This window comes from Mucilaginibacter rigui (genome assembly GCF_014773275.1).
GTDB lineage: Bacteria > Bacteroidota > Bacteroidia > Sphingobacteriales > Sphingobacteriaceae > Mucilaginibacter > Mucilaginibacter rigui_A.
Map to the genome: position 1 here is coordinate 45,778 of NZ_JACWMW010000003.1, position 25,142 is coordinate 70,919.

Sequence of the window (25,142 nt, forward strand, 5' to 3'; positions counted from 1 at the left end):
TCCAAATGTTCTTTGGAGCCTTTAAAATATGTGAAAGATATGTTTATCTCAGATCTTTCTTTCCAAAGTCGATGATAACCGGTGTGGCTACGCATATCGACGAATAAGTACCAAAAATAACACCTATTAACAATGCGAATGAGAAACCGCGAATAACATCACCACCAAAGATGAATAATATTACCAATATCAATACCACAGTAAATGCAGTAATAATGGTGCGGCTTAGCGTATTGTTAATTGCGTGGTTAATAACCTCTTTAGGGTCATCAGTTTTAGCATGGTGCAGTTCAAGGAACTCGCGGATACGGTCAAACACTACTACAGTATCGTTAATAGAGTAACCAATAACGGTAAGCAACGCGGCGATAAATGCCTGGTCGATATCTAAAGAGAACGGAAGGATATCTTTAAACAACGAGAAGAACGAAAGTACCAGCAACGAATCGTGCGCAGTAGCAACCATCGCACCAAGGCTGAATTGCCATTTGCGGAACCTGATCAATATGTAAGCAGAGATCACAATAATAGCAAGGATGATAGTCCATTTTGCAGAAGCCTTAACCTCGTTTGCAATGGTAGCCTCAACTTTTTGGTGAGCCTCTATCTGTTTTGCTTCAATTTTAGTAGCCGGGTTAGTGGCCAGTGCTTTTATTAAAGCTTCCTGTACCCTCGCATCTGCATCAGGTGCATTGTCGTTGATCAGGTAGTTGGTATTGATGCTCATTTTGTTATCAGTACCATAGGTTTTAACCTCGGTACCACGGCCAAGCGTTGCATCAATAGCATCATGTATCTGCTCGGTAGTAACCGGCTTTGTAAATTTAACAATGTAAGTGTGGCCACCACCAAAGTCAACACCGTAGTTGAAACCGCGGGTTACCATTGATATTAAACCAGCTATAATGAATATACCAGAGAAGGCATAAAATTTAAAGCGGTTTTTAACAAAGCCATAATTAGCATTTTTGAAAGTGTGCGAGCTCCATGGGCGAGAGAAAGTGATATCCCAGCCTTTTTCAAGCATAAATTCAAAGATCAACCTTGATATTAACAGTGAGCAGAACAAAGTGGTTACGATACCGATCATCAAGGTTGTTGCAAAACCCTGTATAGGACCCGAACCGAACAAGAATAAGATAACACCTGTTAAGAATGTACTGATGTTGGCATCAAGGATAGACGGTAAAGCATGTTTAAAACCATCTGCAACCGCAATGCGGATAGATTTACCTAAGCCAAGCTCTTCACGTACCCGCTCATAAACCAATACGTTGGCATCTACGGCAACTCCTAATATCAGGATGATACCAGCTATACCCGGCAGGGTTAGTACCGCACGGATGCTCACTAACACACCCATCAGGAAGAATACGTTGATCAATACTGCTATTACAGCTACAGTACCTGCACGTTTGTAGTAAGCAATCATGAAGATAAGGATAACCACTAAGCCTAATATGCAAGATAATAAACCAGCGCTGATAGCTTCCTGGCCTAATGACGGGCCAACAACAGCTTCGCCAATAATGCGGGCAGGTGCCGGTAAGCGGCCTGCTTTTAATACGTTGGCTAAATCTTTTGTGTCCTCAAGGGTAAAGTTACCGCCTGATATTGAAGATACACCACCAGAAATTTCGTTTTGAACGTTAGGGGCAGAGTAAACGTTATCATCAAGTACAATGGCTATAGCTTTTTTGTTGCCACCTGCAGATGCTTCAGCAGTAATGTTTTTCCATTTCTGGGCACCCTGCTGGTTCATGTACATGGTAACCTCGTAGCCTCCTTTTAATTGGTCTACATCGTTTCGGGCATCGTTAATAACATCGCCAGAAAGTACCGGGCCGTTTTCGGCACCAGCAAGTTTAATGGCGTATAATTCAAATACCTTTGTGTTTTTGATAGGTTTTACACCCCAAAGGAATTTTAAGTTTTGCGGTACAACCGATTTGATATCGGCACTATGCAGGTAGTTGTTAACTTTTGCGGTATCCTTAACTGCAGCGTAACCAACGATAGGGCCGGGATTTAATTGCGGCTGGCCTGTTTGGTCCTGGTAGGTGGCCGGCGACAAAATAGCGAATAGCGGGTTTTGAGCTGCTATTTGTGTTTTGTTTAAGCCTGCAGAATCTTTTGCAGCTGGATTTGCATTTTTAAGCTTGTTTAATAATGAACTCGCTTGTTTTGCGGCGGCCGAAGTATCTTTTGAAGCAGTAGCTGCGGTAGTTGTTGCAGCCGGTTTAGCGGCGTCAGCTTTAATCGATGTATCTTTTTTAGGTGCAGCAGCTTTATTTTTTGCGGCTAATAAGCCGTTAATGTTGTTTAGTAAGCCGTAAACCTCTGTATTATCAAAAGTTTGATAAAATTCAAGCTTTGCAGAACCTTGTAAAAGTTTACGAACACGCTCTGGCTCTTTAACACCCGGTAATTCAATTAAAATACGGTTGGTGCTTTTTTGTAGCTGTATGTTTGGTTGTGTTACACCAAACTGATCAATACGGGTATGCAGTACAGTGTATGATTGTTGTACAGCTGTAGACGCCTGATCTTTCAGATAAGACTCAACATCGGCATTTGATGAATTGTATTTTAACTTGTCCTGATTGTTGCTATTGGCAAATATGGCAGCAAGTTTGGCATTTGGGGCCAGTTTCTCATACTCATCAACAAAAAGTGTAATGTAATCCTTTTGTTCGGTTACACTTCTTTTTTGTGCATTAGCCATCGCCTGGTTAAATGCAACATCAGCATTGTTGTTTGATAATGATTGTACCAGCTCACGTAACGAAATTTGCATCGTAACGTTCATACCACCCTTTAAGTCAAGGCCCAGGGCAAGTTCCCTATCAAGGCAATACTGGTAAGTGTGGTTGAGTACCGGATACACCGGAAGTGTAGAAACAGAATCGAGATAGGCCTTCTCCTTTTCAGAATCGCCTTTTGAATACACTTTGGCATCATTCTCAACTTTGTGTGCCACCCACGTAAATGAAAGCTGGTATAAACATACCACAGCCAGCAGAATGGCGAAAAATTTAATAACCCCTTTACCTTGCATCGCGAATTAAAATATGTAATTAATTAGTTTATAAGCTTTTTAAATAAGACGGCAAATCTAATAAAATTTCACAAGCATGAAATTTTTAATTGAAACAAAATAATCTGTGTTTTTGTTAGCGCCGGTTTAATGTAATAAATGAGTATGGAAGCGGGTTTTTTTCGTCGGGTTCGTGATACTCCCGGCTTTCCTCATTCCATTTCAGGTAATCAATTTCGGGGAAAAACGTATCGGCCTCAAAATCCTTGTGAATAATGGTCAGGTAGATGCGGTCGGTTTTATCCATTGCCTGGCGATAGATCTCGGCACCGCCGCCAATAAATACCTCATCGTCATGTGCGCAAAGGCTCAGCCCCTCGTCTATTGATTTTACAACCTCGCAGCCCGGGATCTCGATATCCTGACGGGTAACTACAATATTACGGCGGTTTGGAAGCGGTTTACCAACCGATTCATACGTTTTACGGCCCATAATAATGGTACGGCCCGATGTGATCTGTTTAAAATGTTTCAGATCATTCGGCATGTGCCAAAGTAACTGGTTGTTTTTGCCGATGGCATAATTTTGGGCGATTGCTACTATAATTGAGATTGTCATTGAGTCATTGGGCCATTGAGTCATTCGTGATTGATTATCTTAATCAATGTACTGAACTCATTTAATCAGAAAGTCTTTTTAGTAATTCGTAGTCTTCTTTAATAATTTGTTTTACCCATTTACCACGTTCAATACGGGCAGCAGATTCTCTGGTTTTTATGAGCTCCGCTAATACATCAGGCAAAAGTTCTTCCGGAGTTTCATCAAGTATTCTTGTGATTGCTTTTTTAAATTTTAATAGTATCCATCACCTTTTCAGTTTATTATAAACCCTAAGATAACAAAGTGTACCAGTTTTATTAATCATTGCTTGGTTGTTCAACTATTTTCTTCCCGATATATTTAATGTAAATATTTAATTTATGGTGGATGGTTTCTAATTCTTTTAAAAGTTCTTTGTATTTATCCTGAGTAATCAGGTTTCTCAATTTGCACTTATTGAGCCCTCCCTTTGTTTCAATTAACGATCCTCCGCTAAAGTAACAGAAGTTTTTATTTTCCTTATAATGAAATCTTCCAAAACCTTCTGCAATGTTAGCACTGATAGAGTCTGCTGATCGTGCGATTTGTTTGCCAACAGTATCTTTAGCAAAGTAATCCCATTCTAAAACCAAAAACCATATTTATTCGAAAAAGCATCTGCTAAAGTGTAAATTTCTAAATCTTCTATTGTATTACTCATTATTAAAATTGATAAGTAATAAAGAAACAAACTCTTTAAGAAATTTCAAATTCGTTTAATGACCCAATGACCCAATGACCCAATGACCCAATGACCCAATGACTAAACCGCAACTACGCCTTTAATGTGCGGATGCGGGTCATAGTTCTCCAGCGTAAAATCTTCGTACTTAAAATCGAAAATGTTTTTCACATCCGGATTGATCTTCATGGTTGGTAGTGGCCTTGGTTCGCGGCTCAATTGCAGGCGGGCTTGCTCCAGATGGTTGTTGTAAATGTGGGCATCGCCAAAGGTGTGGATAAAGTCGCCGTAATCCAGATCGCATACCTGAGCCATCATCATGGTGAGCAGGGCATATGATGCAATGTTGAAAGGCACCCCTAAAAATATATCGGCACTGCGCTGGTAAAGTTGGCAGGATAGTTTGCCGCGTGTTTCGCCCTTCGAAGCATCGGCCGGCTGCACATAAAACTGGAACAGGCTATGGCAGGGTGGCAGGGCCATCTGGTTAACATCGGCAACGTTCCAGGCCGATACCATAATGCGACGCGAGTCGGGGTTGTTCTTCAGTTGGTTTACCACCTGGCTTATCTGGTCAATGTGGCCGCCATCGGGTTTTGGCCAGCTGCGCCACTGGTAACCATATACCGGGCCAAGGTTGCCGTTCTCATCCGCCCACTCATCCCAAATGCGTACGCCGTTATCTTTTAAATATTTTATGTTGGTGTCGCCGGTTAAAAACCAGATCAGCTCGTGGATGATTGATTTCAGGTGTAGCTTCTTGGTGGTCACCATCGGGAAGCCGTCTTGCAGGTTAAAGCGCATCTGGTAGCCAAATACACTTAAGGTGCCTGTACCGGTGCGGTCATGCTTTTGCGCTCCGTTCTCCATCACATGCTGCATCAGGTCGAGGTACTGTTTCATTTTGTTAGTTTTTAGTCATTGGGTCATTCGCTTCGCTGTCATTGAGTCATTGCTTTAATCGTTCACCATCTAGCGTAATGACTCAATGACCTAATTACTCAATGACGGCGGAGCCATTCCGTTACAAATAAAAATAATCTATTTTTGGTATCCTACTGATGTGCAAAAATACATCGGGTGTTAATCAATTTCCAGATGATACAATTTTCGAATGCCAAGATAAATATAGGCCTTAATATTATTGCCCGCCGCCCTGATGGTTACCACGACCTGGAAACCGTGTTTTATCCAATTAAAATTAACGACGTACTGGAGGTGATCGAGGCAGACAAACTGAGCTTCGAATCATCGGGGTTGGAGATCCCCGGCAGGCTTGAGGATAACCTTTGCATCAGGGGGTACCATTTGCTCAAAAAAGATCACGATGTACCGCCGGTAAAAATCCATCTGCACAAAAATATCCCGATAGGTGCGGGGCTTGGCGGAGGCTCTTCAAACGCGGCGTTCTTCATCAAGCTGATGAATGCGAATTTTGAGCTTGGCTTGTCGGCCGACCAGATGGAAGACTACGCCAGGCAGCTTGGTGCCGATTGCGCTTTCTTTATCCGTAACAGACCGGTGTTCGCGTTTGAAAAGGGAGATGAGTTTGAAGATATCAAACTTGACCTCTCAGCCTATAAAATTGTATTGGTAATGCCAGATGAGCATGTGTCCACCGCAGAAGCGTACAGAGGCGTAAAACCGGCCCCGGTTCGTGAATCATTATACGACCAGATAAAAACGCCCTTAACGGCATGGAGAGGGCAGATTAAGAACGATTTTGAGGGGCACATTTTCCGCGATCATCCCGTTATACGTGGCGTAAAAGCAGAGCTGTACGAGCATGGGGCCATATATGCAAGTATGAGCGGGAGTGGAGCATCGGTTTTTGGCATATTTGAGAACACACCAAACCTTGGTGGCCTGGAAGAGTTTAACCAGGTTTTTTATAACGTTTAAAAAGTAGAAGATGTGAGGTTGCCTCACATCTCAATTCTCATATCTAAAGGCATCTAATCTCTACTGATGTAATCCCGGTCTTCGTCACTTAGTGTATTTTTATCTTCTCCCTGGTGCAGGTCGTCATAGTGCTCGCTGATGTTGTACTTTTTATTTTTTGGCCGGCCAACCAGCACGCCCAAAATAAACGCAGCTACAGCCACCGCTGTTAACACAGCAACCTTCGACATGTAAACGGTGCTGAACAATATGGTGAATTTTACTTCGTCGGTATTTTGCATGATGACGATAGTAAGCAGCACCACAATAATAAGCGCGACGATATTTTTGATACTCATAAAATTTCCTCCTGGTTTGTTTCTACAATATGCGGTTTTTAAATCTTTTTTAAAAATGAGTGTTTTGCCGGCCACGATTTTTTGAAATCGAAAGTGAGGTTGGGGCGAAGGTTCTCAAGGCAATCTCCTCCCCAAAAAAATGCGGAAGGTTTCATCATTAAAATTGCTACTCACATTTTTTCTATTACAAATTTTTCGGCCGCCTTTTCGCCATCATGATGGCAAGGTGTGATTTGGGCAACGTGAATTTTTAGCGCTTTTTTTCATGCGAAAATCAAATTCTGTATACGTGTTTGCTACTCCTGCCAATTTTATTAAAATATAACTTTATAAGTTCAGTACACTTTAACTAAAATCTTACCTCAGTTTTGATTGGTAAATTATTACCTTATTTAATCTGTAATAAATACCTCATTTATAAATAAATAAATGCTTTTTTTACTAACTATAAAATCAAATACTAATTTAATTAGTATTTTGGATTTTTGAAAGTGTTATTTATTTATATAATTACATTTATTAAAACTTATAAATATCTGATTATCAAATTATTATAAATTAATTATAATTGGTAATTTTACTTTTAAAATTGAAATTAAAGCTAAATATATGGCATGTTTATAACTTTAGTCATATTTAGCACTCAATACACTAATTGATTTTTTAATTTGCCCCGGTTTCGATCGTAAATGTTTTTACGTGACATAACCACCCTGAAAATTATAATGGCTTAAACAGCCTTAAAATGCCTTGAGAATTGGAGGTGTGCTTTGCCCCTACCCCCGGGAAAAGGGCGACATTTGACAGAGATTATCAGAAAGATGGAGAGCTTAATTTACCTGTTACGGCGTTTAGCCACCTGCTTTTGAGCAACAGGAAACAGGAAGATGGTAGAGAGTATAATCACAGAACCAACCCAAAAACCTACCGACATTTTATTCATATCGCCAAAAAAAAGGAAGGCCATAATGATACCGTACACCGGCTCGAGGTTGGTGATAAGGGCTACACGGAAGGCCGAAAGTTCGCGCATTACAGATACCCCGGCAACGTATGCGAGCGATGTACAGACTGTGCCGAGCAGGAAAAGATAGCCCAGATCTGCCGCTTTTGGGATAAGGAAACCGGCGGTGCCAACGGTAGCAAAAAGGTAAATAGTAATCCATAGCAGGGCGCCTGATAGCTCATAAAAAGCGATAACAGGAGCCTCGTGATGCTTTATCTGACGGCCGTTTATGATGGAAAAAAGACTTGCCAGTACGGCGCTTGCAAGGCCTGCTATTATACCCTTAGTGTATTGTGTTTCGAATTTAAAAATTAAAACAATGCCTGAAATGATTAAAATCCCGGCAATGATCTCCATTTTTGAGATGCGTTTTTTGTTAATTAAAGGCTCAAAAATGGCGGTAAAAAGTGTGATGGATGAGAGGCAAACCAGCGTTACAGGCACGGTAGAAAGCTTGATAGAAGCGAAAAAAAGTATCCAATGCCCGCCTACTAAGGCCCCTGTGAGCAGCAATTTTACCAGGGTTTTTCGGCTAATTTTGAATGCAGTTTGGTTAAATTTAAAGTATAAAAACAACGAAACGCTGGCAATTAGCACCCTGTACCAAACCAAATTTACCGCCGAAATAGATATCAATTGACCTAAAATTCCGGTGAACCCCCAGATAAAAACGGTAAAATGGAGGATTAAAAGGTTCTTATTAACGCCCAAATTGGTATTTGAAACGCCCTTTTTCGACCCTGAAAGGGCCGTTTTTTGCTGGTTTGGTGAGCCTGTACCGGTCATTATTTTGGCGCTTTTGCTATGAGGATATACCCCAATATCCCGAAAATTATGTTGGGCATGAGTACCGCAATAAGGGGTGGGAAGCCGCCTTTTATGGCAAAAACCAGCGCGAATTTGTTTACCACGATGTAGGTAAAACAGATAAAAATACCAATACCCAAGGGTAAACCAACGCCTCCACGTACCTTGCGCGAGGAGATTGAAACACCAATACAGGTGAGCACAAAGGCCGATAAAGGCTCTACAAAACGGCGATATTTTTCGAATTGCATATCAACAACAACACCCGTACTGCGGGTTTTTTCTTTCTCGATACCCTTGTTTAAAACCGATAATGACATGGTTCCGTAGATGTTGCTCACCATGTTATCGTGGGCTTCAAAGTCAATGGGGCGCATATCTAAAACGGTGTCAATAGTGGGTACATTCTCTTTTAAAACCTCCTTTAAACCGTTAACATAGCGTATGGTTGCCATGTTAATTATCCAATGATTCCTAACCGAATCAAACTTAATACTGGTAGCAGTAAGCTTCTCTTTTAGCTCATCTCCATCAAATTTTTCGAGCGTAAAATTGTATCCAGTTTTAATTTGAGGGTCGTAAGTTTGCAGGTAAACAAAGGTCCGTTTATCCAATTGGATGTGAACTTCACTCTTGGACGGATCGTCATTTTTAAAGAAATGGGCGCTTTCAAAGCTTACTTTTAGCTTGTTGGTAAAGGGTAAAAGGTAAACATTTGCAAATAACGATACTACAAATATTAACCCTGCCGATAGGGCATACGGCCGTAAAAAACGGTAGAAACTGGCCTTACTTGTTAATATTGGCACAATCTCGGTTTGGTTGGCCATCTTCGCTGTAAAATAAATTACCGCCAAAAAGTTAATTAATGGCGAAAGCAGCATCAAATAAAACGGTATAAAACCTACGTAGTAAACGAAAATAACATCATGTACAGAGGTGTTATCGCCCAAAAAATTATCCAGGTGTTCAGATATATCAAACACTACAGATATCACCATAAAAATACCCAGTGTGAACACGAATGTGCCCAGGTATTTCCGTATGATATATGAATCTATAACGGTTAAATATCTGTCTAAAAAACGCTTCATTTATAATCTTTGGCCTAAACGGTTCACCATCATTTTCTTCCAGTCGTAAAACTCGCCGGTGATGATTTTATTGCGTGCTTCCTGAACTAACCATATGTAAAAGTGCAGGTTATGCAAGGTTGCTATCTGCGCGCCCAGCATTTCGCCGCTATGTATAAGGTGGCGCAGGTAAGCTTTAGTATATACGGTATCGGCAAACAGGTCGCTATCGGCTTCAATTGGCGAAAAATCGTTCTTCCACTTTTCGTTTTTGATGTTGATGATGCCATTTTTTGTAAACAGCATACCATTGCGCGCGTTGCGGGTAGGCATTACACAATCAAACATATCAATACCTAAAGCAATGTTTTCTAAAAGGTTAACAGGTGTGCCTACGCCCATTAAGTAACGCGGTTTATGTTCGGGCAGTATATTACAAACTACCTCCGTCATGGCGTACATTTCTTCGGCAGGTTCACCTACGCTCAGGCCGCCAATAGCATTGCCCTCACGCTCAAAAGAGGCTATTACCTCGGCCGAACGTACCCGCAGATCTTTATAAACCGACCCCTGTACAATAGGGAACAGGGTTTGGCTATAACCGTACTTGGGTTCGGTAGTATCAAAGCGGTCGCAGCAGCGTTTAAGCCAGCGGTGCGTCATCTCAATAGAGCGTTTGGCGTAGTTATATTCGCATGGGTAGGGGGTACATTCATCAAAAGCCATGATGATATCTGCACCAATAATGCGCTGAATATCCATCACATTCTCGGGCGTAAACAGGTGTTTAGACCCATCCACATGCGAGCGAAAGGTTACACCTTCCTCCTTTATTTTACGCACTTCGGTAAGCGAATACACCTGGTAACCGCCGCTATCTGTTAAAATAGGACCTTCCCACCCGTTAAATTTGTGCAAACCGCCGGCCTGTTCAATGGTGTTTAACCCTGGCCTTAAGTATAAGTGGTAGGTATTGCCTAATATGATCTGCGCCTTAATATCATCCTTCAGCTCGCGCTGGTGTACTGCTTTTACCGTGCCGGCTGTGCCAACAGGCATAAAAATAGGCGTTTGTATAACCCCGTGGTCTGTAGTTACCTCGCCCGCGCGGGCTTTAGAAAGGGGATCCTGTGCTGTTAAATTAAATTTCATTTATCCGTGCAAAATTAACAAAAGTTTGCGGGTTTAGCTTGTTGCTTTGTTAGTTAACTCACCCCGACTCCGCTATGCTTGTCGACCCTCTCTGCTTCGCAAAGAGGGTGAAGAGAAAGGAAAACCCTCTTTGCGCGTAGCGAAGATGGGCGCGCGAAGTGCCGTGGGGTGAGTTTAATTCTCGCTTTATTAGTTAACTCACCCCGACTCCGCTGCGCTTGTCGACCCTCTCTGCTCCGCAAAGAGGGTGAAAAGAAAAGGAAAACCCTCTTTCCGCGCAGCGAAGAAAGGTCGCGCACGAAGGCCGCGGGGTGAGTGTAATCGTCGCTTTATTAATTAACTCACCCCGACCACGCTACGCTTGTCGACTCTCTCTGCTTCGCAAAGAGGGTGAAGAAAAAGGAAAACCCTCTTTCCGCGCAGCGAAGAGAGGGTCGCGCACGAAGTGCCGCGGGGTGAGTTAATCACCGTTTATTAGCCCGGGCCGCAGGCAACGCCCTCTATATTATCATGAGGAAACAATTTAACGATCCAGCAATTTCCCCTGTAAACCAACTTAAACCTCAGCAATTTAACAATAGAACAATTCATCAATTTTCCCTATAAACAATACTCGCTTTTGTCACCTATTTTTAACAAATTTGCACCTTATTATCAAGGGGTTTGGAAGCTTATATTCACGAGGCGTTATTCGTTCTGTTTCAACTATGTTTTATTGTACAGCTGTATTACCTGCTAAGTAACCACAGCAGGCTTACCCGCTATGTACCCAATGAGGTGTTACCCGGCCCAACCGTGCCTGTATCTGTTATTATAAGCGCCCGTAACGAAGCCCGTAACCTAACCGAAAACTTACCTTATATATTACAGCAAAACTACCCTGATTATGAGGTGGTGGTGATAAACGATTGCTCGACGGATGAATCGGACATGATACTGCTGGAGATAAAACAGGAGTTTCCGCACCTTAAAATAGTAACCATTACCGAGCATGCCCGTTACAAAACCGGCAAAAAATTTGCCCTTACTTTGGGCATAAAAGCAGCGAAGAACGAACACCTTTTATTCACAGATGCTGATTGCAAGCCCGCTACTTTAAACTGGATTACCCGCATGGCGGCCGGTTTTACAGGTTCTGCGCAAATAGTATTGGGCTATTCGCCTTATACCCGCACAAGTAATTTTCTGAACCCTTTTATCAGGTTCGAGACTTTAAAAACGGCTATTAACTACCTTTCGGCAGCCTTAACCGGTAATGCATACATGGGCATTGGCCGCAACCTGGCGTATACAAAAACCTTGTTTTTTGGCGCAAAGGGGTTTGCATCGCACATGCACGTACTATCGGGCGATGATGATCTGTTTGTAAACCAAAACGCCACTGCCGATAATACCACTATAGAGATACACCCCGATACCTTTACTTATACCGATGCCAAAACCACTTTGGGGGGCTGGTTCAGGCAAAAAAAACGGCATATGGGGGTGGGTAAGCTTTATAAAAACAACCACAGGCGCGCGTTAAGTTTTGATGCCCTTAGCGGCTTTTTGTTTTACGTTTTATTTATATTGTGCCTGGTATTCAAATTTGAACCGCTTTTAGCTATTGGCGCTGTGGTTTTTAGGCTTATACTTCAGTTAATTGTTTACCGCAAGGTATTTAAAAGGTTAAGTTGCGGCGATTTGATATGGTCGTTACCTTTTTTGGATATGATATATTATATGTATTTAAACGTGTTTGGATTGATTGGCACATTTATTAAAACCACCAGATGGAAATAAATAAACATTTCACCGAAAACGCTAAGAACGACTTTCACCTGGTAGTAAAGGCAAGGCAGGGTAACCAAAAAGCCTATGCCGACCTGATGCACCGCTACAAAGATTCCATCTACTTTATGGTGCTTAAAATGGTTAATAACAAAGAGGACGCGATGGACCTTACCGTTGAAACCTTTGCCAAAGCATTTGAAAAACTGGAGAAATACCAGCCCGAGTATGCTTTTAGTACCTGGCTTTTTCGCGTGGCTACCAATAACTGTATAGATTTTATACGCAAAAAAAAGCTGAACACCCAATCCATCCACGGGATGATGGACGAGGATGGCGATGAAAAACCGCTGCAGATAAAATCGGATGTGTTGAACCCGGAGGAGTCGTCCATCAAAAAACAACAAACCGAAGAACTTAAATTACTGATAGAGAGTTTACCTATCCGTTACCGTAACCTGATAACCCTGCGTTACTTCGATGAACTATCGTACGAGGAGATTGCCCAGCAGCTCGACCTGCCGCTGGGTACAGTTAAAGCGCAGTTATTTAGGGCCAGGTACCTGTTAGGTAATATCATTAACCGCTATAATAAGGATGACATCTGAGATCCTGACAAAATACTTCCCCGAAATTACTGCTGAGCAAAAAGCCCAATTTGCACAGCTGCAGGAGCTTTACACCCTGTGGAACAGCCAGATCAACGTAATATCCCGCAAGGATATCGACCTGTTGTATGAGCGCCATGTGCTGCACTCACTTGGTATTGCCAAGGTAATGGCCTTTTTACCCGGCCAAAATGTGCTGGATGTTGGTACAGGCGGGGGCTTCCCGGGGATACCATTGGCTATACTTTTTCCCGAAACCAACTTCCATTTGGTTGACTCCATCGGCAAAAAAATAAAGGTGGTTACTGAAGTTGCCGCGGCGCTGGGGCTTAAAAACGTAAGGGCCACACATGCCCGCGCCGAAGAAATTAAAGAGCAGTTTGATTTTGTGGTGTCGCGCGCGGTTACGCAGCTAAAGGATTTTTACCCGTGGGTAAAGGGTAAGTTTAAAAAACAATCGACCAATAAATTACCTAACGGGATACTGTATTTAAAAGGTGGGGACCTTACACAAGAAATTGCCGACGCGGGTTTAGCCGTTCAGCAATATCATCTCAAAGATTACTTTGAGGAGGGATTTTTTGAGACCAAACAGGTGATCTACGTAAAAGGATAGCGATTTAGCTATGCTTTTTAACCATGCGGCTTATTTCTGTTTTTCAACAGGTGGTGTTTTAGCCGGTTCATCAGATACAACAACAGGCGATGCAAGCTTTATCTGGTCTACTTTTACCTTTTTAGCCGGTTCATCAGATACAATAACAACAGGCGATGCAAGCTTTATCTGGTCTACTTTTATCTTTTTAGCCGGTTCATCAGATACAACAACAACAGACGATGCAAGCTTTATCTGGTCTACTTTTACCTTTTTAGTTGGTTCATCAGATACAACAACAATAGGCTTAACAATTTGAGTAACCTTTGGCATTTTTTCAATAGGCGGTGGCGGCGGTATCTTACCAACTTTAGCCGGTTTATCAGGCTTTACAGCCGGCGGTTGGAACTTTATCTGGTCAACTCTTGGTGGTTTTAGCGACGGTGCAGGCGGCGGTGGTGGTGGCATTATATTATTATTCCCCATGGTTACAACTACACCGGCAAAATTTGGTTTAGACCTATAATCATCTAATGACTGATATTTTTTTGTGAAACCCTTTAATGCAAACACAGTAGCCATATAATATTTGCCGGGGGTTTTATCAACGGTGCCCGTAAAAGATTTTAGTGCATTTACAGCTGCTTCGTCACAGCCTTTGCCAATACCTTTTTCCACTTGTATATCGGTAATTGTATGCTCGGTATTTAAGCGATACGATAGTATTACGTTGCCATCCGTTTTGCTTTCCTTTGCCAATTGCGGGTAGCGCAAAGTTTTTGCCATATGTTTGTATAAGGCGATATATGCCGCTTCATAAGGTGGTGGCGGGGCTAACCTGGTTTTATCGGTAGCCGGGGGCTGTGGCGCAATTACCAGCGCGCTTCCATTTTTATCGGCACTATAAATAGATGCCTCTCTTTTTGCAGGTTTATCAGGCACTATTACAGGTGGCGGCATAAGCTTTTTCTTAACAGTATCAGTTTTAGCTTTTTCCCGCTCAACAATGGCAATCTCAAATCCACGCTTTTTAAAATCCGCTTTGTCTTTTTCAGTTAAGCTGTTTACTGTGTAAAAGGATTCAGAGCCGTTTTTTTTGTCGGTAATGCCAATTTTATCAGATACCTGCCACATGTTGGTTTTGATATCTGTAAGCTTCAGTGCGTATTTTACACTGTCGATAACAGGCTTAACAACCTCTCGCGGCGCCAGGTCTATCAGCCCATAATCCTTACTAAACACCAGTGTTGATGTGCAGAGCATACCCGCGCAAAGCGGCAGCGCTGCCAGATACTTTAGCCTTGCTAACTTACCTGATCGGTTTTTGTTTAACATAATGATCCTCTTTTTTAATAAATTATAATTGAAAAATGAATGTGCTATAGATGCGCCCTGTATGCCATAAGCATTGTTCAGTAAAAAAGAGGAGTAGGTGATGGCGTCCTGCTCTTGTGCGGCGGTTTGCTCGTCGGCTATATATTCATGTATGGTTTTAAGGCTGCGCTGAGTGAGATAGATGAACGGGTTAAACCAGTTGATTACCTTCAAAATCTCTAAAAAGATAATATCAACCGAATGTTTTTGGCGGATATGCACCATCTCGTGCGCTATAACCGTTTGGGCCTGGGGCACGTTGCTGCCAATAAACAGGTAATTAAAGAAAGAGAAGGCCGTGTTCTCCTCACTCAGGCTGATCAGTTTATATTTATCCTGATATAGAGAATGATGGTTACGTGTAAGTATATACAGCTTATGCAGGCGGAATAGCAGTGCCAAAAATGCGATGACAACGCCGGTTATGTACAGATATATTACAGCATCATCAAACGTAAAATGCTGAACGGCTGCCTCTAATTTAACCTGCTGCACATTTACCGGAATGGCAGTTACCTGACTAACGGGCTCCAGAATTTCAATTTCGGGAATAACGGGTTTGAGGATACTCAGTTGGGTAAGCGGCAAAATAAATGCTATTATGCAGCTAAATATGAGGTAGACACGACCCAGTGTATAGTGGGTATCGCGGTTTAAAAACAGGCAATAGCACAAATAAAATACCCCCAGGTATATATTTGCCTCTATAAGGTAATGCAGCCAGCTCATTTTTTTTGAGATTTAAGTTTGTTAATTAACTCGGTCAGTTCATCCAGTTCTTTTAAGCCCAGGTCTTTTTCATCGGCAATGAATGATACCAGGCTTTTATAGGAGTTATCAAAGTAATTGCTCATCAGTTTATCAAATGTGAATTTTTTGTAATCATCCTCGCTAATAAGCGGGAAGTACACATGCGAGTTGCCATATGCTTTATGGTCTATAAATCCTTTACCCTCCAGCACGCGCACCACGGTTGATACGGTGTTGTATGCGGGTTTTGGTTCGGGAATTTTCTCCAGTATGTCTTTCACTATTCCTTCTTTTAATTGCCACAGTATCTGCATGATCTGTTCTTCGGCCTTGGTAAGTTCTTTTAGTTTCATAGCAAACTATTTTTATAGTTAGGCTAAGGTAGAACTATTTTTGTAGTTTGCAAACTATTTTTATAGTTTTTGTAAAAAATATTTGGCATTAAGTAGATGGGGAGCAGTCTAAGCTTGTCGAAGACCTACACATGCGACAAATGGTTCGACAGGCTCACTCGTGACAACAACTGAAATATATTTTAGCTGTAAATGCTAATTATTTTAGGAAATTTTATACTTTAGGGCATCATAAACCATCATGTCTATACTACACCAGGTTGCTTTAACATTTATAAAAGAAATAGGCCATACAAGGGCCAAGATGCTGCTTGCCCATTTTGGCAACGCGAAAGAGATCTTTAAAATGGGTGAAGCAAAGTTGAAAAAGATCCCCGGAATAGGTGAAAAACTTATTGGCCGCCTAAACTTTGATGAAGCATTAACAAAGGCCGAAGAAGAAGTGAAGTTTATTGAGAAAAACGGGATAGATGTTATTTTTTATACCGATGCCCGTTACCCGCGCAGGTTAAAGAACTGTACCGATTCGCCTGTATTATTGTATAGCAAGGGTAACGCCAACCTTAACCAGTACCGTTGTGTGAGTATAGTGGGCACGCGTAACGCTACCGATTACGGCCGCCAGTTGTGTAAACAACTGGTTGAAGAGCTGGCAGAATATAATGCTTTAGTAATAAGCGGCCTTGCCCATGGTATTGATGTTGCCGCGCACAAAGAATGCCTTAAATATAATGTACCCACTGTTGGGGTTTTGGGACATGGCTTAGACAGGTTTTACCCTCATCAGAATAAAACTACGGCAGATAAGATGATGGAAAACGGGGGGATTTTGTCTGAATACCCATCAGGTACCAAGCCCGACAGGCAAAATTTCCCCGAGCGCAACCGCATTGTGGCCGGCATGGCCGATGCTACCGTGGTAGTAGAGGCAGGGCTAAAAGGCGGCGCATTGATCACCGCTGAAATTGCCAATAGCTATAACCGGGATGTTTTCGCTTTCCCCGGCAGGCTGGGTGATGAGTATTCGGAAGGTTGTAATTTCCTGATCCGTAATCATAAAGCGCAGTTGCTGAGTTGTGTTGCTGATTTGGCATATAGCTTAGGCTGGGAAAAAAATACGGAAACAAAAGGCGCACCCGAGCAATTACTGCTGCCGATAGAGCTATCGGCAGATGAGCGCGCGGTTTATGAAATTATACAGCAAAATAAAATCCCGCTGGCTATTGACGATCTTTCCATTAAGGCAAATATGCCCATGAGCCTGCTGGCTATGACCCTGCTTGACATGGAACTTCAGGGGTTTATCCGCTCGTTACCGGGGAAAACTTACCAGATTAATTAATTCTGTAGCCCGAAGACTTACGTGAACTTTTATCGAATTAGGGCTAAAGACTTAGAACTTCAGACTTAAGGCTAATCTTTCGGCGTATCGTAATGGGTAAGTTTGCCGGCGTGTTCATGCAGTTCGTTCCAGCTATCAGCATCAAATTCTATTACCGCTACCGAGCAGGGCGGCACATCTTTTACAGCGCCGCTTAAATAATAAAGCACCTGGCTAATACCGGGGTTATGGCCAACAAGGGCAATAAAATCATGTTCCTCGGGCAGGTTATAGATCACTTTAAGCAAGGCGTTTTCGCTTGCATCATAAATATCTTTATTGGTTATGGCTTTGGGTAAACCTGTTTCCTGCGTAAAAACATTTGCTGTAGAAAGTGTGCGCAAAGCAGGGCTGGCCACTATAATTTGGGGTTTTATGCCTTCTGCAATTAACCGTGATGCCATCAATTCGCATTGCTTAAAACCTTTATCGGTTAAAGGTCGCTCAAAATCTGCATAACCAGTTTCGTGGGTTGCTTTGGCGTGGCGAATCAATAATAGCTTTTTCATGTATCTAAAATAAAAAAAGAGGAGCAAATGCCCCTCTTTTTTTATTTTATTGTTGGTTTCCTTAGAATTTAAAGCCTACAGAAACACCAAATACACGGTTTTTCAAAGATTCGTCATTGCTGGTATTGTTAGCGATGTTTGACAAGCCCAGATCATAGTTGATACCTAAAATAAGGCCGCCTTTAAATTCAACACCTGCAATACCGTTTAAACCTAAATCGGTTCTTTTAAGTTCGCCATTGTTGCCAAATTTAATGTCTTCGCTTACCGAGTTGCCCTGGTCGTCAGTACCTTTTGCTTTGCCTGATACGCCTACACCTACATACGGGCCTGCGCCAAAATACACATTACCAATAACAGCCGGTATGTGGTAAACAATGTTTACCGGAACCTGCACGTAATAGGTTTTTAAATCGCCCGCGGTACCAAAATCTGTAAGGGTAACTTTGCCGCCCTTGCCTGTAAAGTTTAAGGCCGGTTGGATAGAAACCGCTGTGCCTACTTTAAAATCGGCAAATAAACCAGCTGCAAATGTTGTAGTATTACTTGTAGAAGCTGATAAATTGCCACTTGATGCAGTTAGTTTCGCGAAATTAACGCCGCCACGGATCCCAAAAGTTGGTAATTGTGCAAAAGCTGTTGAAGCTGCGAACGCGCAGCAAACTAATAGTAGAATTTTTTTCATGTGATTAAGATTATTATTTGGCGCGAAAGTAAACAATTTTTATAAACTAACTTTGCAGTTATTTAATATTCACAAATTCTGCGATCGGTTGCTCGGGCATATCATACATGCATTTGAAATGGCCAAGCGGGCATTTTTCAAGTCCGAATTTTGAGCAGGGGCGGCAACTGAGGTCGATGCCGGCTACCAGAACATCCTTTACCATATAGGGCTGCACGCCCAAAAGCCCGGGCACGGTACCACCCCAAATAGATACTATCGGTACATTAAAAGCTTCGGCAATATGGGTAAGGCCGGTATCAAAACCAATAACGCTTTGCGCCTTTGATACCAGGAAAACAGATTCATCGAGCGAGGTTACACCACAGGCATTGTATATGTTATTGCCAACGGCCGTACTTATTTCGTGTCCGTTTGCTTTAACATCGTTACCACCCAATAGTACTATAGGATAATTAATTTGGCGGCACAGGCTAATGATCTTTTCGTTTGGCATCCGCTTGGTAAAGTGGGTGGCACCTATTACAAAGGCAACGTAGTTTTGCTGGTGTGATGCCGGGAGCAGGGCAGCCAACTGGTAATCCTTTTTAATATAATAATCAATAGGTTTGCCATCATTGGTAACACCTAAAAAGGCTACTGCTTTTAAATAACGGTCAACCAAATGCACCGGAGGTACAAGCTTTAAGTTAAATTTAAGGCTGAGCCATTTGCGGATAGTTTGCTTTTTATAGGTAGATGTATGGATACCTGTGCGTAGCTTGATAATGGCGGTGCGCAGGTTATTATGCAGGTCGATAATATGGTCATACCCTTCTGCCTTAATATCTGCAATAGTTTCTGCAAGCGTTGGTTTTAGCAATAACAGCTTATCTACATAGGGGTTATTATCGTAGATATATTTAAAAGCAGCTTTTGTAAGGAAGTGTATCTCGGCACCCGGCAGCTGTTTTTTAAGGCAGCGCACCACAGGGGTGGTATAAATAATATCACCCATCGAGCTAAAGCGGATAACCAGTATTTTCATCCGAAAATAATGAGTGATTTAATGAATGAGTGATTTAGTGAATTCATTTCCCTATATATTAAGGCTTTTACTTTTCAGCTTTTACCTCGCTTTGGGCCTTTATTTTATTGATGATGGCGGTAGAAGAATAGCCATCAACCAGGCTGATGGTTTTTACTTCGCCGCCATTGGCCAGTACTTCTTTAGCCCCTGCTATATTTTCAACGGTATAATCGGCGCCTTTTATCAACACATCGGGCATCAGTTTGGTGATCAGTTCCCGGGGTGTATCTTCTTCAAAAAGTATTACGGCATCCACAAAAAATAGTGCTGCCAACAGGGCGGCGCGGTTATTTTGGTCGTTTACCGGGCGGGTTTCGCCCTTCAGCCGTTTTACAGAAGCATCGGTATTAAGGCCAATGATCAGCTTATCGCCAAGTTCAGCAGCTTTGGCCAGGTAGGTGATATGGCCAAGGTGCAGCAGATCGAACACGCCATTGGTGAAAACCACCCTTTTGCCTTCGCTTTTCCAGGTTTTTATGCTATTGGTTAGCTGTGGCAGCGTGGTTATTTTGGCAAGCAATGTTTTTTCCAGATCGTGGCGCATGTTCAAATTTAAGGTAAATAATTGATTAACTCCCTCTTGAGAGAGTTGCGTTACGGGGTTTAGCAGTTTCCTATGTCGCTTTGTTAAACCCCTCCTTGCACCCTCCCGTTGGGAGGGAATCGCACAAGGCGTATTCCTTTTGTCTTTTCCAACTCCCTCCCTTGGGAGGGGCGCGTTGGGTTGTGTGCCGGCGGGGCGGGGTTTAGCAGTTTCCTATGTCGCTTTGTTAAACCCCTCCCTGCACCCTCCCGATGGGAGGGAATCGCACAAGGCGTATGCCTTTTGTCTTTTCCAACTCCCTCCCTTGGGAGGGGTGCGTTGGGTTGTGTGCCGGCGGGGCGGGGTTTAGCAGTTTCCTATGTCGCTTTGTTAACCCCCTCCCTGCACCCTCCCGATGGGAGGGAATCGCACAAGGCGTATGCCTTTTGTTTTTTCCAACTCCCTCCCTTGGGAGGCTTGCGTTGGTTTGTGTGCCGGCGTTACGGGGTTTAGCAGTTTCCTATGTCGCTTTGTTAAACCCCTCCCTGCACCCTCCCGTTGGGAGGGAATCGCACAAGGCCTATGCTTTAACTATTTAAAACCTCCAGCGGAAAAGTATTAGGGAGTTTAATTGATTTATCTTTCTTGATAATATCTATGACAACACTTTCAATACCACGAATAACATTAAGTATATCATACTTTACATCAGCTTCACTAAACCTGATAATTTTAATACCGAAACTCTCCAATTTCTGCTGTCTTATTTCATCTTTATTAAAAGTTTCTTCATGGTTGTGTGACATACCATCGATTTCTATTGCCAGCATCAATTCCTTACAGTAAAAATCGACAATATAATTATCCAGGCATCTTTGTCTGTCAAAATCAAGGCCCCAAAGTTTGTCTTGTTTTAATTCATTCCAAAGTAGCAATTCTCCAATAGTCATATCCTTTCTTAGCTTTCTGGCTAACGGCTTTAACTTTGAGTTGTATGGAATTATTTTAGACACTCCTTTTTTCTAAATTGTCTCCAGGGAGGTGTATAATAGTTTAATATCACTTTACTATCCTACGCCCCCTCTCAAGAGGGGAACTATTTTTCAATAAACATCATCCACCGCCTTACACATAATGTGGCCTATAAGGATGTGCATTTCCTGGATGCGGGCGGTAACATCAGACGGTACAACGATATTGAGATCGCAAATACCATTCATTTTGCCGCCATCACGGCCGGATAAGCCAAGTGTTTTACAGCCGGTTTTTGCAGCAGCTTCAAAAGCATTTAATATCCCCTGGCTGTTGCCGCTGGTAGATATACCGATGAAAAGGTCGCCGGGTTGGGCTAAAGCCTCTACCTGGCGCGAGAATACGTGGTGGTACCCGTAATCATTAGCGATAGCTGTAAGTGCCGATGTATCAACTGTTAAAGCTATGCCCGGCAATGCTTTACGTTCTTTAACAAACCTTCCGCTCAGTTCGGCCGCTATATGCTGGGCATCAGCCGCACTGCCGCCATTACCTGCAATTAATACCTTTTTGCCATCCTGTAAAACAGATACCATCACCCTGCAAGCGGTTTCAATATCGCCGCTCAGGTTTTCTATAACCTTTTGTATTAAATTACGATGCTCGTATAGTTCTTCAATAACCATTCTTCTTAAATTCTAAACGCTAAAGTTCTAAATCCTAACCTCTAAACTCAATATCCTGCAGTATCTCATTAACCGTGGTTACGGCGCTGCCGGTTTGCCTTATTACAATAGCGGCGGCGTGGTTGGCCAGTTCGCAGGCTTCCTCTACATTTAGCCCCTGTGCCATAAAATAAACCATGGTAGCAATTACCGTATCGCCTGCGCCGGTTACATCAAATACCGATGTAGCTTTTACGGGCAGTAACTTGTGTGCCAGTTCGCTGATGATGACCATCCCTTGTTCAGACAAAGTTACCACAATATATTCGGCACCGGTTTGTTTTAAAATAATGCGCGCTGCCTGCTGCAGTTCATCAATATTGGTGATCTTTTCTGTCTTGGCAGCTTCGGCCAGTTCCTTGCGGTTTGGTTTTATAATGAAGGCGCCTTTATATTTTTCGTAGTTAAGGCCTTTGGGGTCAATAACCACACGTTTGCCTTGCGCATCAGCCTCTTTAATAACGTGTTGTGTAAGGTTTGGCGAAAAAAGGCCTTTGTTATAATCTGATAATATAATAATATCGGCTTTAGCAATAGCTCCTTTTATACCGGCAATAAATTGCATCTGCAGGTCATTGGCCAGTGGGTTGGTAACCTCCCTGTCAACCCTTACCAGTTGGTGGCTACCCGCCATTACCCGGGTTTTTACCGTAGTAGGGCGGGTGGTATCTTTAAAAATCCCATCAACATTGATGCCTTCATCTGTCAGGATCTTTGTTAAACGATTGGCATCCGCATCATCGCCGGTTATACCCGCTAACGATATTTTTGCCCCCAACGATAGCAAATTTTGGGCAACATTAGCGGCACCACCCGGTGTGGTAAACTCTTTTTTTACGTTTACTATGGGTACCGGCGCCTCGGGCGAAAGCCTGGTGGCATCGCCTATAATATAATGGTCTATCATCAGGTCGCCGATAACCAAAATATTTGGTACCGGGCCCGATTGCTGTAGTTTACGTACTTTATCTGTTAGTATCATTGAGTCATTGAGTCATTGGGTCATTGTTTGGCTGTTCAATGATTTTCTTCCCAATATATTTGATGTAAATATTTAACTTATGGTGAATGGTTTCTAATTCCTTTAGCAACTCATTGTATTTGTCTTCACTGATCAGGTTTCTCGATTTGCACTTATTGAGCCACCCCTTTGTTTCAATTAATGATCCTCTGCTAAAGTAACAGAAGTTTTTATTTTCCTTATAATGAAATCTTCCAAAACCTTCTGCAATGTTAGCACTGATAGAGTCTGCTGATCGTGCAATTTGTTTGCCAATAGTGTCTTTAGCAAAGTAATCCCATTCTAAAACCAAGAACATATTTTATTTGAGAAAGTATCCGCTAAGGTATAAATCTCTAAATCTTCTATTCTATTACTCATTGTTGGAATCAATAAGTAATAAAGAAACGAACTCTTTTAGGAATTTCAAATTCATTTAATGACCCAATGACCCAATGACCCAATGACCCAATGACCCAATGACCCAATGACCCAATGACCCAATGATTCTACTGACTACCTCTTTTCTTTTCAAAAACCTTGCTTATCTCATCTAAAGATAAGGCATTCAAGCACATCTCTTTACTTAAACCGCCTTTGCGGGCTACGTTAATGCCATAATGCATATCATGGAAACCGCTGTTACGGTGTGCATCGGGGTTTATGGATAACATAACGCCTTTATTAAGCGCGTATTGGTGCCAGCGCCAGTCGAGATCAAGCCTTACCGGGTTGGCGTTAATTTCAATCACCACGTTATTGGCTGCGCAGGCGTCTATTACTTTTTTATAATCAATATCATATCCTTTACGGCTAAGCAACAGCCTGCCGGTAGGGTGGCCCAGTATAGTGGTAAATGGGTTTTCTATCGCTTTTATTAAACGGGCGGTGGCTTTATCCTCCTGCATTTTAAGGTTAGCGTGTACCGATGCCACGATAAAATCAAACTTCTTCAATATCTCTTCCGGGTAATCCAGCGATCCATCATTCAAAATATCCGATTCGATACCTTTAAAAATATGGAACCCGGTTATCTTTTTATTCAGATGGTCTATCTCTTCCTGTTGTTGTAAAACACGCTCAATGCTCAGGCCTTTTGCGTAAAAGGCGCTTTTGCTGTGGTCGCAAATGCCTAAATATTGCAGTTTTAGCTCATCGCGGCAGTACAGGGCAATTTCTTCCAGCGTGTTCACCCCGTCGCTCCAGGTACTGTGGTTGTGCAGTGTACCTTTCAGGTCGTGGTAGCTGATCAGCGTTGGCAGTTTGTTTTCGGCCGCTTTTTCTATAAAGGTAATGCCATCGCGTAGCTCCGGCTGCATCCAGGCAAGACCTGCTTTTTGGTAAATAACTTCTTCTGTTTCGGGTTGCTCAAGCGGGGTGTTAATACGCGATAATACTTTCTCTACATGCTCGGTTGTACCGGTGTTCACGAAAAGCTCGTAGTAATAATCGGCTTTATCTACGCAGATAATATCAACCAGTAAACCGTTCTTTAACTCGGCAGAAATATGTGTGCCGTTCAAAACCACGTTTTGCAGCGTATCCAGTTCGGCCAGTGCTTCATATGCCACCTGTTGGTTTAGGCTGCCTATAACGATAACTAACTCGCTGATGATCTCGTCCAGCCTGCGAAATTCTCCTGCTATATGCTTTAAGGCATCGGGGAATATGCCCCTGATCTCTTCCATCAGGTCTTTCGCTTCCTTCTCTACCTGCGCATAAAGGAATTTGCCATTACCCGCCATCCGGAACTCGATCACCTTTTTTATCTCCTCCTGGGTTTTTAAACCGAAGCCCTTGGCCTCAACCAGGCGGTTCTCGTTACAGGCGTAGTAAAGCTCACCAACATTCTCAATGCCAAGCTCTTTCCATATAATGGCTACCTTTTTTGGGCCAATACCTTTAATGCCCATCATCTCTACAACACCTTCGGGGGTAGCTGCAAGCATTTCCTGCAGTTCGGCCATGGTGCCGGTTTCTAAAAGTTCGGCAATTTTAGCGGCAAGGCTTTTGCCTATACCGTCTATTTTCTCCAGTTCCTCAACCGTTTTGCCCGCAAGCGGGAAGGGTAGCTTATCTACCTTAAAGGCTGCATTAGCTATCGACTTTATTTTGAAAGGATTAACCTCGTTCAATTCCATCAATTGCGATAGTAAACGAAGCATGCGCGCTATGGGTTTGTTCTCCATAA

24 protein-coding genes are annotated in these 25,142 nt (G+C 42.5%); 5 read left to right on the forward strand and 19 right to left on the reverse strand.

All coding sequences use genetic code 11. The features are described from left to right. Positions 1 to 43: 43 nt before the first annotated feature. The 4 genes from secDF to IDJ75_RS13605 form a co-directional block, all read right to left on the reverse strand. Positions 44 to 3,058, reverse strand: a complete 3,015-nt coding sequence (gene secDF, locus IDJ75_RS13590) for a protein translocase subunit SecDF (protein WP_191176184.1) — start codon at positions 3,056 to 3,058, stop codon at positions 44 to 46. 115 nt (positions 3,059 to 3,173) lie between these two features. Beyond that, complete coding sequence (locus tag IDJ75_RS13595; protein ID WP_191176185.1) at positions 3,174 to 3,656, reverse strand: dihydrofolate reductase; 483 nt, start codon at positions 3,654 to 3,656, stop codon at positions 3,174 to 3,176. A gap of 299 nt (positions 3,657 to 3,955) precedes the next feature. Then, the gene (locus tag IDJ75_RS13600) at positions 3,956 to 4,270 is read right to left on the reverse strand and encodes a four helix bundle protein (RefSeq protein ID WP_224746602.1); all 315 of its coding nucleotides are present in this window, start codon (positions 4,268 to 4,270) and stop codon (positions 3,956 to 3,958) included. Between the two features lie 170 nt (positions 4,271 to 4,440). Further along, complete coding sequence (locus tag IDJ75_RS13605) at positions 4,441 to 5,262, reverse strand: thymidylate synthase (RefSeq protein WP_191176186.1); 822 nt, start codon at positions 5,260 to 5,262, stop codon at positions 4,441 to 4,443. A gap of 195 nt (positions 5,263 to 5,457) precedes the next feature. Here IDJ75_RS13605 and ispE point away from each other — a divergent pair, with 195 nt between their 5' ends. Continuing rightward, entirely contained in the window at positions 5,458 to 6,261 is an 804-nt protein-coding gene (ispE, locus tag IDJ75_RS13610; protein WP_191176187.1) for a 4-(cytidine 5'-diphospho)-2-C-methyl-D-erythritol kinase, read from the forward strand. Positions 6,262 to 6,314: 53 nt separating this feature from the next. Here ispE and IDJ75_RS13615 read toward each other — a convergent pair whose 3' ends face one another. From IDJ75_RS13615 to tgt, 4 genes are all read right to left on the reverse strand, one after another. Next, on the reverse strand, positions 6,315 to 6,599 hold the full coding sequence (locus IDJ75_RS13615) for a hypothetical protein (RefSeq protein ID WP_191176188.1): 285 nt from the start codon (positions 6,597 to 6,599) through the stop codon (positions 6,315 to 6,317). Between the two features lie 835 nt (positions 6,600 to 7,434). Next, a complete protein-coding gene (locus tag IDJ75_RS13620) occupies positions 7,435 to 8,391 on the reverse strand; it encodes a DMT family transporter (protein WP_191176189.1) in 957 nt (318 codons plus the stop codon). Further along, positions 8,391 to 9,506 carry an LptF/LptG family permease gene (locus tag IDJ75_RS13625; RefSeq protein WP_191176190.1) on the reverse strand — a complete coding sequence of 372 codons (1,116 nt, stop codon included), beginning with the start codon at positions 9,504 to 9,506 and terminating at the stop codon, positions 8,391 to 8,393. The genes IDJ75_RS13620 and IDJ75_RS13625 overlap by 1 nt, the downstream gene beginning before the upstream one ends. Then, entirely contained in the window at positions 9,507 to 10,637 is a 1,131-nt protein-coding gene (gene tgt / locus IDJ75_RS13630; RefSeq protein WP_191176191.1) for a tRNA guanosine(34) transglycosylase Tgt, read from the reverse strand. It lies immediately after the preceding gene. Between the two features lie 663 nt (positions 10,638 to 11,300). On the opposite strand from tgt, the gene IDJ75_RS13635 reads away from it, so the two are divergent. From IDJ75_RS13635 to rsmG, 3 genes are read left to right on the forward strand one after another with little or no spacing between them, the layout of a single operon-like run. Continuing rightward, entirely contained in the window at positions 11,301 to 12,419 is a 1,119-nt protein-coding gene (locus IDJ75_RS13635) for a glycosyltransferase (protein ID WP_191176192.1), read from the forward strand. Next, positions 12,410 to 13,015, forward strand: coding sequence for an RNA polymerase sigma factor (locus IDJ75_RS13640; protein WP_191176193.1), 606 nt, complete (start codon positions 12,410 to 12,412; stop codon positions 13,013 to 13,015). The genes IDJ75_RS13635 and IDJ75_RS13640 overlap by 10 nt, the downstream gene beginning before the upstream one ends. Further along, complete coding sequence (rsmG, locus tag IDJ75_RS13645; protein WP_191176194.1) at positions 13,005 to 13,631, forward strand: 16S rRNA (guanine(527)-N(7))-methyltransferase RsmG; 627 nt, start codon at positions 13,005 to 13,007, stop codon at positions 13,629 to 13,631. Before IDJ75_RS13640 ends, rsmG begins: the two co-directional genes overlap by 11 nt. A gap of 30 nt (positions 13,632 to 13,661) precedes the next feature. Here rsmG and IDJ75_RS13650 read toward each other — a convergent pair whose 3' ends face one another. Together IDJ75_RS13650 and IDJ75_RS13655 are read right to left on the reverse strand one after the other, a co-directional pair. After that, the gene (locus IDJ75_RS13650; RefSeq protein WP_191176195.1) at positions 13,662 to 15,713 is read right to left on the reverse strand and encodes a M56 family metallopeptidase; all 2,052 of its coding nucleotides are present in this window, start codon (positions 15,711 to 15,713) and stop codon (positions 13,662 to 13,664) included. Next, positions 15,710 to 16,087, reverse strand: coding sequence for a BlaI/MecI/CopY family transcriptional regulator (locus IDJ75_RS13655; RefSeq protein WP_191176196.1), 378 nt, complete (start codon positions 16,085 to 16,087; stop codon positions 15,710 to 15,712). The genes IDJ75_RS13650 and IDJ75_RS13655 overlap by 4 nt, the downstream gene beginning before the upstream one ends. 241 nt (positions 16,088 to 16,328) lie before the next feature. Here IDJ75_RS13655 and dprA point away from each other — a divergent pair, with 241 nt between their 5' ends. Next, positions 16,329 to 17,429: a DNA-processing protein DprA gene (gene dprA / locus IDJ75_RS13660; protein WP_191176197.1), complete on the forward strand. Its 1,101-nt coding sequence runs from the start codon at positions 16,329 to 16,331 to the stop codon at positions 17,427 to 17,429. A gap of 71 nt (positions 17,430 to 17,500) precedes the next feature. Here dprA and IDJ75_RS13665 read toward each other — a convergent pair whose 3' ends face one another. From IDJ75_RS13665 to IDJ75_RS13705, 9 genes are all read right to left on the reverse strand, one after another. Continuing rightward, positions 17,501 to 17,977, reverse strand: a complete 477-nt coding sequence (locus IDJ75_RS13665; protein WP_191176198.1) for a SixA phosphatase family protein — start codon at positions 17,975 to 17,977, stop codon at positions 17,501 to 17,503. A 61-nt stretch (positions 17,978 to 18,038) separates the two neighbouring features. Beyond that, positions 18,039 to 18,662, reverse strand: a complete 624-nt coding sequence (locus tag IDJ75_RS13670) for a porin family protein (RefSeq protein WP_191176199.1) — start codon at positions 18,660 to 18,662, stop codon at positions 18,039 to 18,041. Positions 18,663 to 18,720: 58 nt separating this feature from the next. After that, on the reverse strand, positions 18,721 to 19,689 hold the full coding sequence (locus IDJ75_RS13675) for a glycosyltransferase family 9 protein (protein ID WP_191176200.1): 969 nt from the start codon (positions 19,687 to 19,689) through the stop codon (positions 18,721 to 18,723). 67 nt (positions 19,690 to 19,756) lie between these two features. Continuing rightward, on the reverse strand, positions 19,757 to 20,275 hold the full coding sequence (gene rfaE2 / locus IDJ75_RS13680) for a D-glycero-beta-D-manno-heptose 1-phosphate adenylyltransferase (RefSeq protein WP_191176201.1): 519 nt from the start codon (positions 20,273 to 20,275) through the stop codon (positions 19,757 to 19,759). Between the two features lie 566 nt (positions 20,276 to 20,841). Beyond that, a complete protein-coding gene (locus tag IDJ75_RS13685; RefSeq protein WP_317173778.1) occupies positions 20,842 to 21,267 on the reverse strand; it encodes an endonuclease domain-containing protein in 426 nt (141 codons plus the stop codon). Positions 21,268 to 21,357: 90 nt separating this feature from the next. Further along, positions 21,358 to 21,912, reverse strand: a complete 555-nt coding sequence (gene gmhA, locus IDJ75_RS13690) for a D-sedoheptulose 7-phosphate isomerase (RefSeq protein ID WP_191176202.1) — start codon at positions 21,910 to 21,912, stop codon at positions 21,358 to 21,360. Between the two features lie 34 nt (positions 21,913 to 21,946). Then, positions 21,947 to 22,933: a D-glycero-beta-D-manno-heptose-7-phosphate kinase gene (gene rfaE1 / locus IDJ75_RS13695; RefSeq protein ID WP_191176203.1), complete on the reverse strand. Its 987-nt coding sequence runs from the start codon at positions 22,931 to 22,933 to the stop codon at positions 21,947 to 21,949. A 4-nt stretch (positions 22,934 to 22,937) separates the two neighbouring features. Further along, positions 22,938 to 23,270, reverse strand: a complete 333-nt coding sequence (locus tag IDJ75_RS13700; protein ID WP_224746603.1) for a four helix bundle protein — start codon at positions 23,268 to 23,270, stop codon at positions 22,938 to 22,940. Between the two features lie 190 nt (positions 23,271 to 23,460). Beyond that, positions 23,461 to 25,140, reverse strand: coding sequence for a DNA polymerase/3'-5' exonuclease PolX (locus tag IDJ75_RS13705; protein WP_191176204.1), 1,680 nt, complete (start codon positions 25,138 to 25,140; stop codon positions 23,461 to 23,463). Between the last annotated feature and the right edge of the window lie 2 nt (positions 25,141 to 25,142).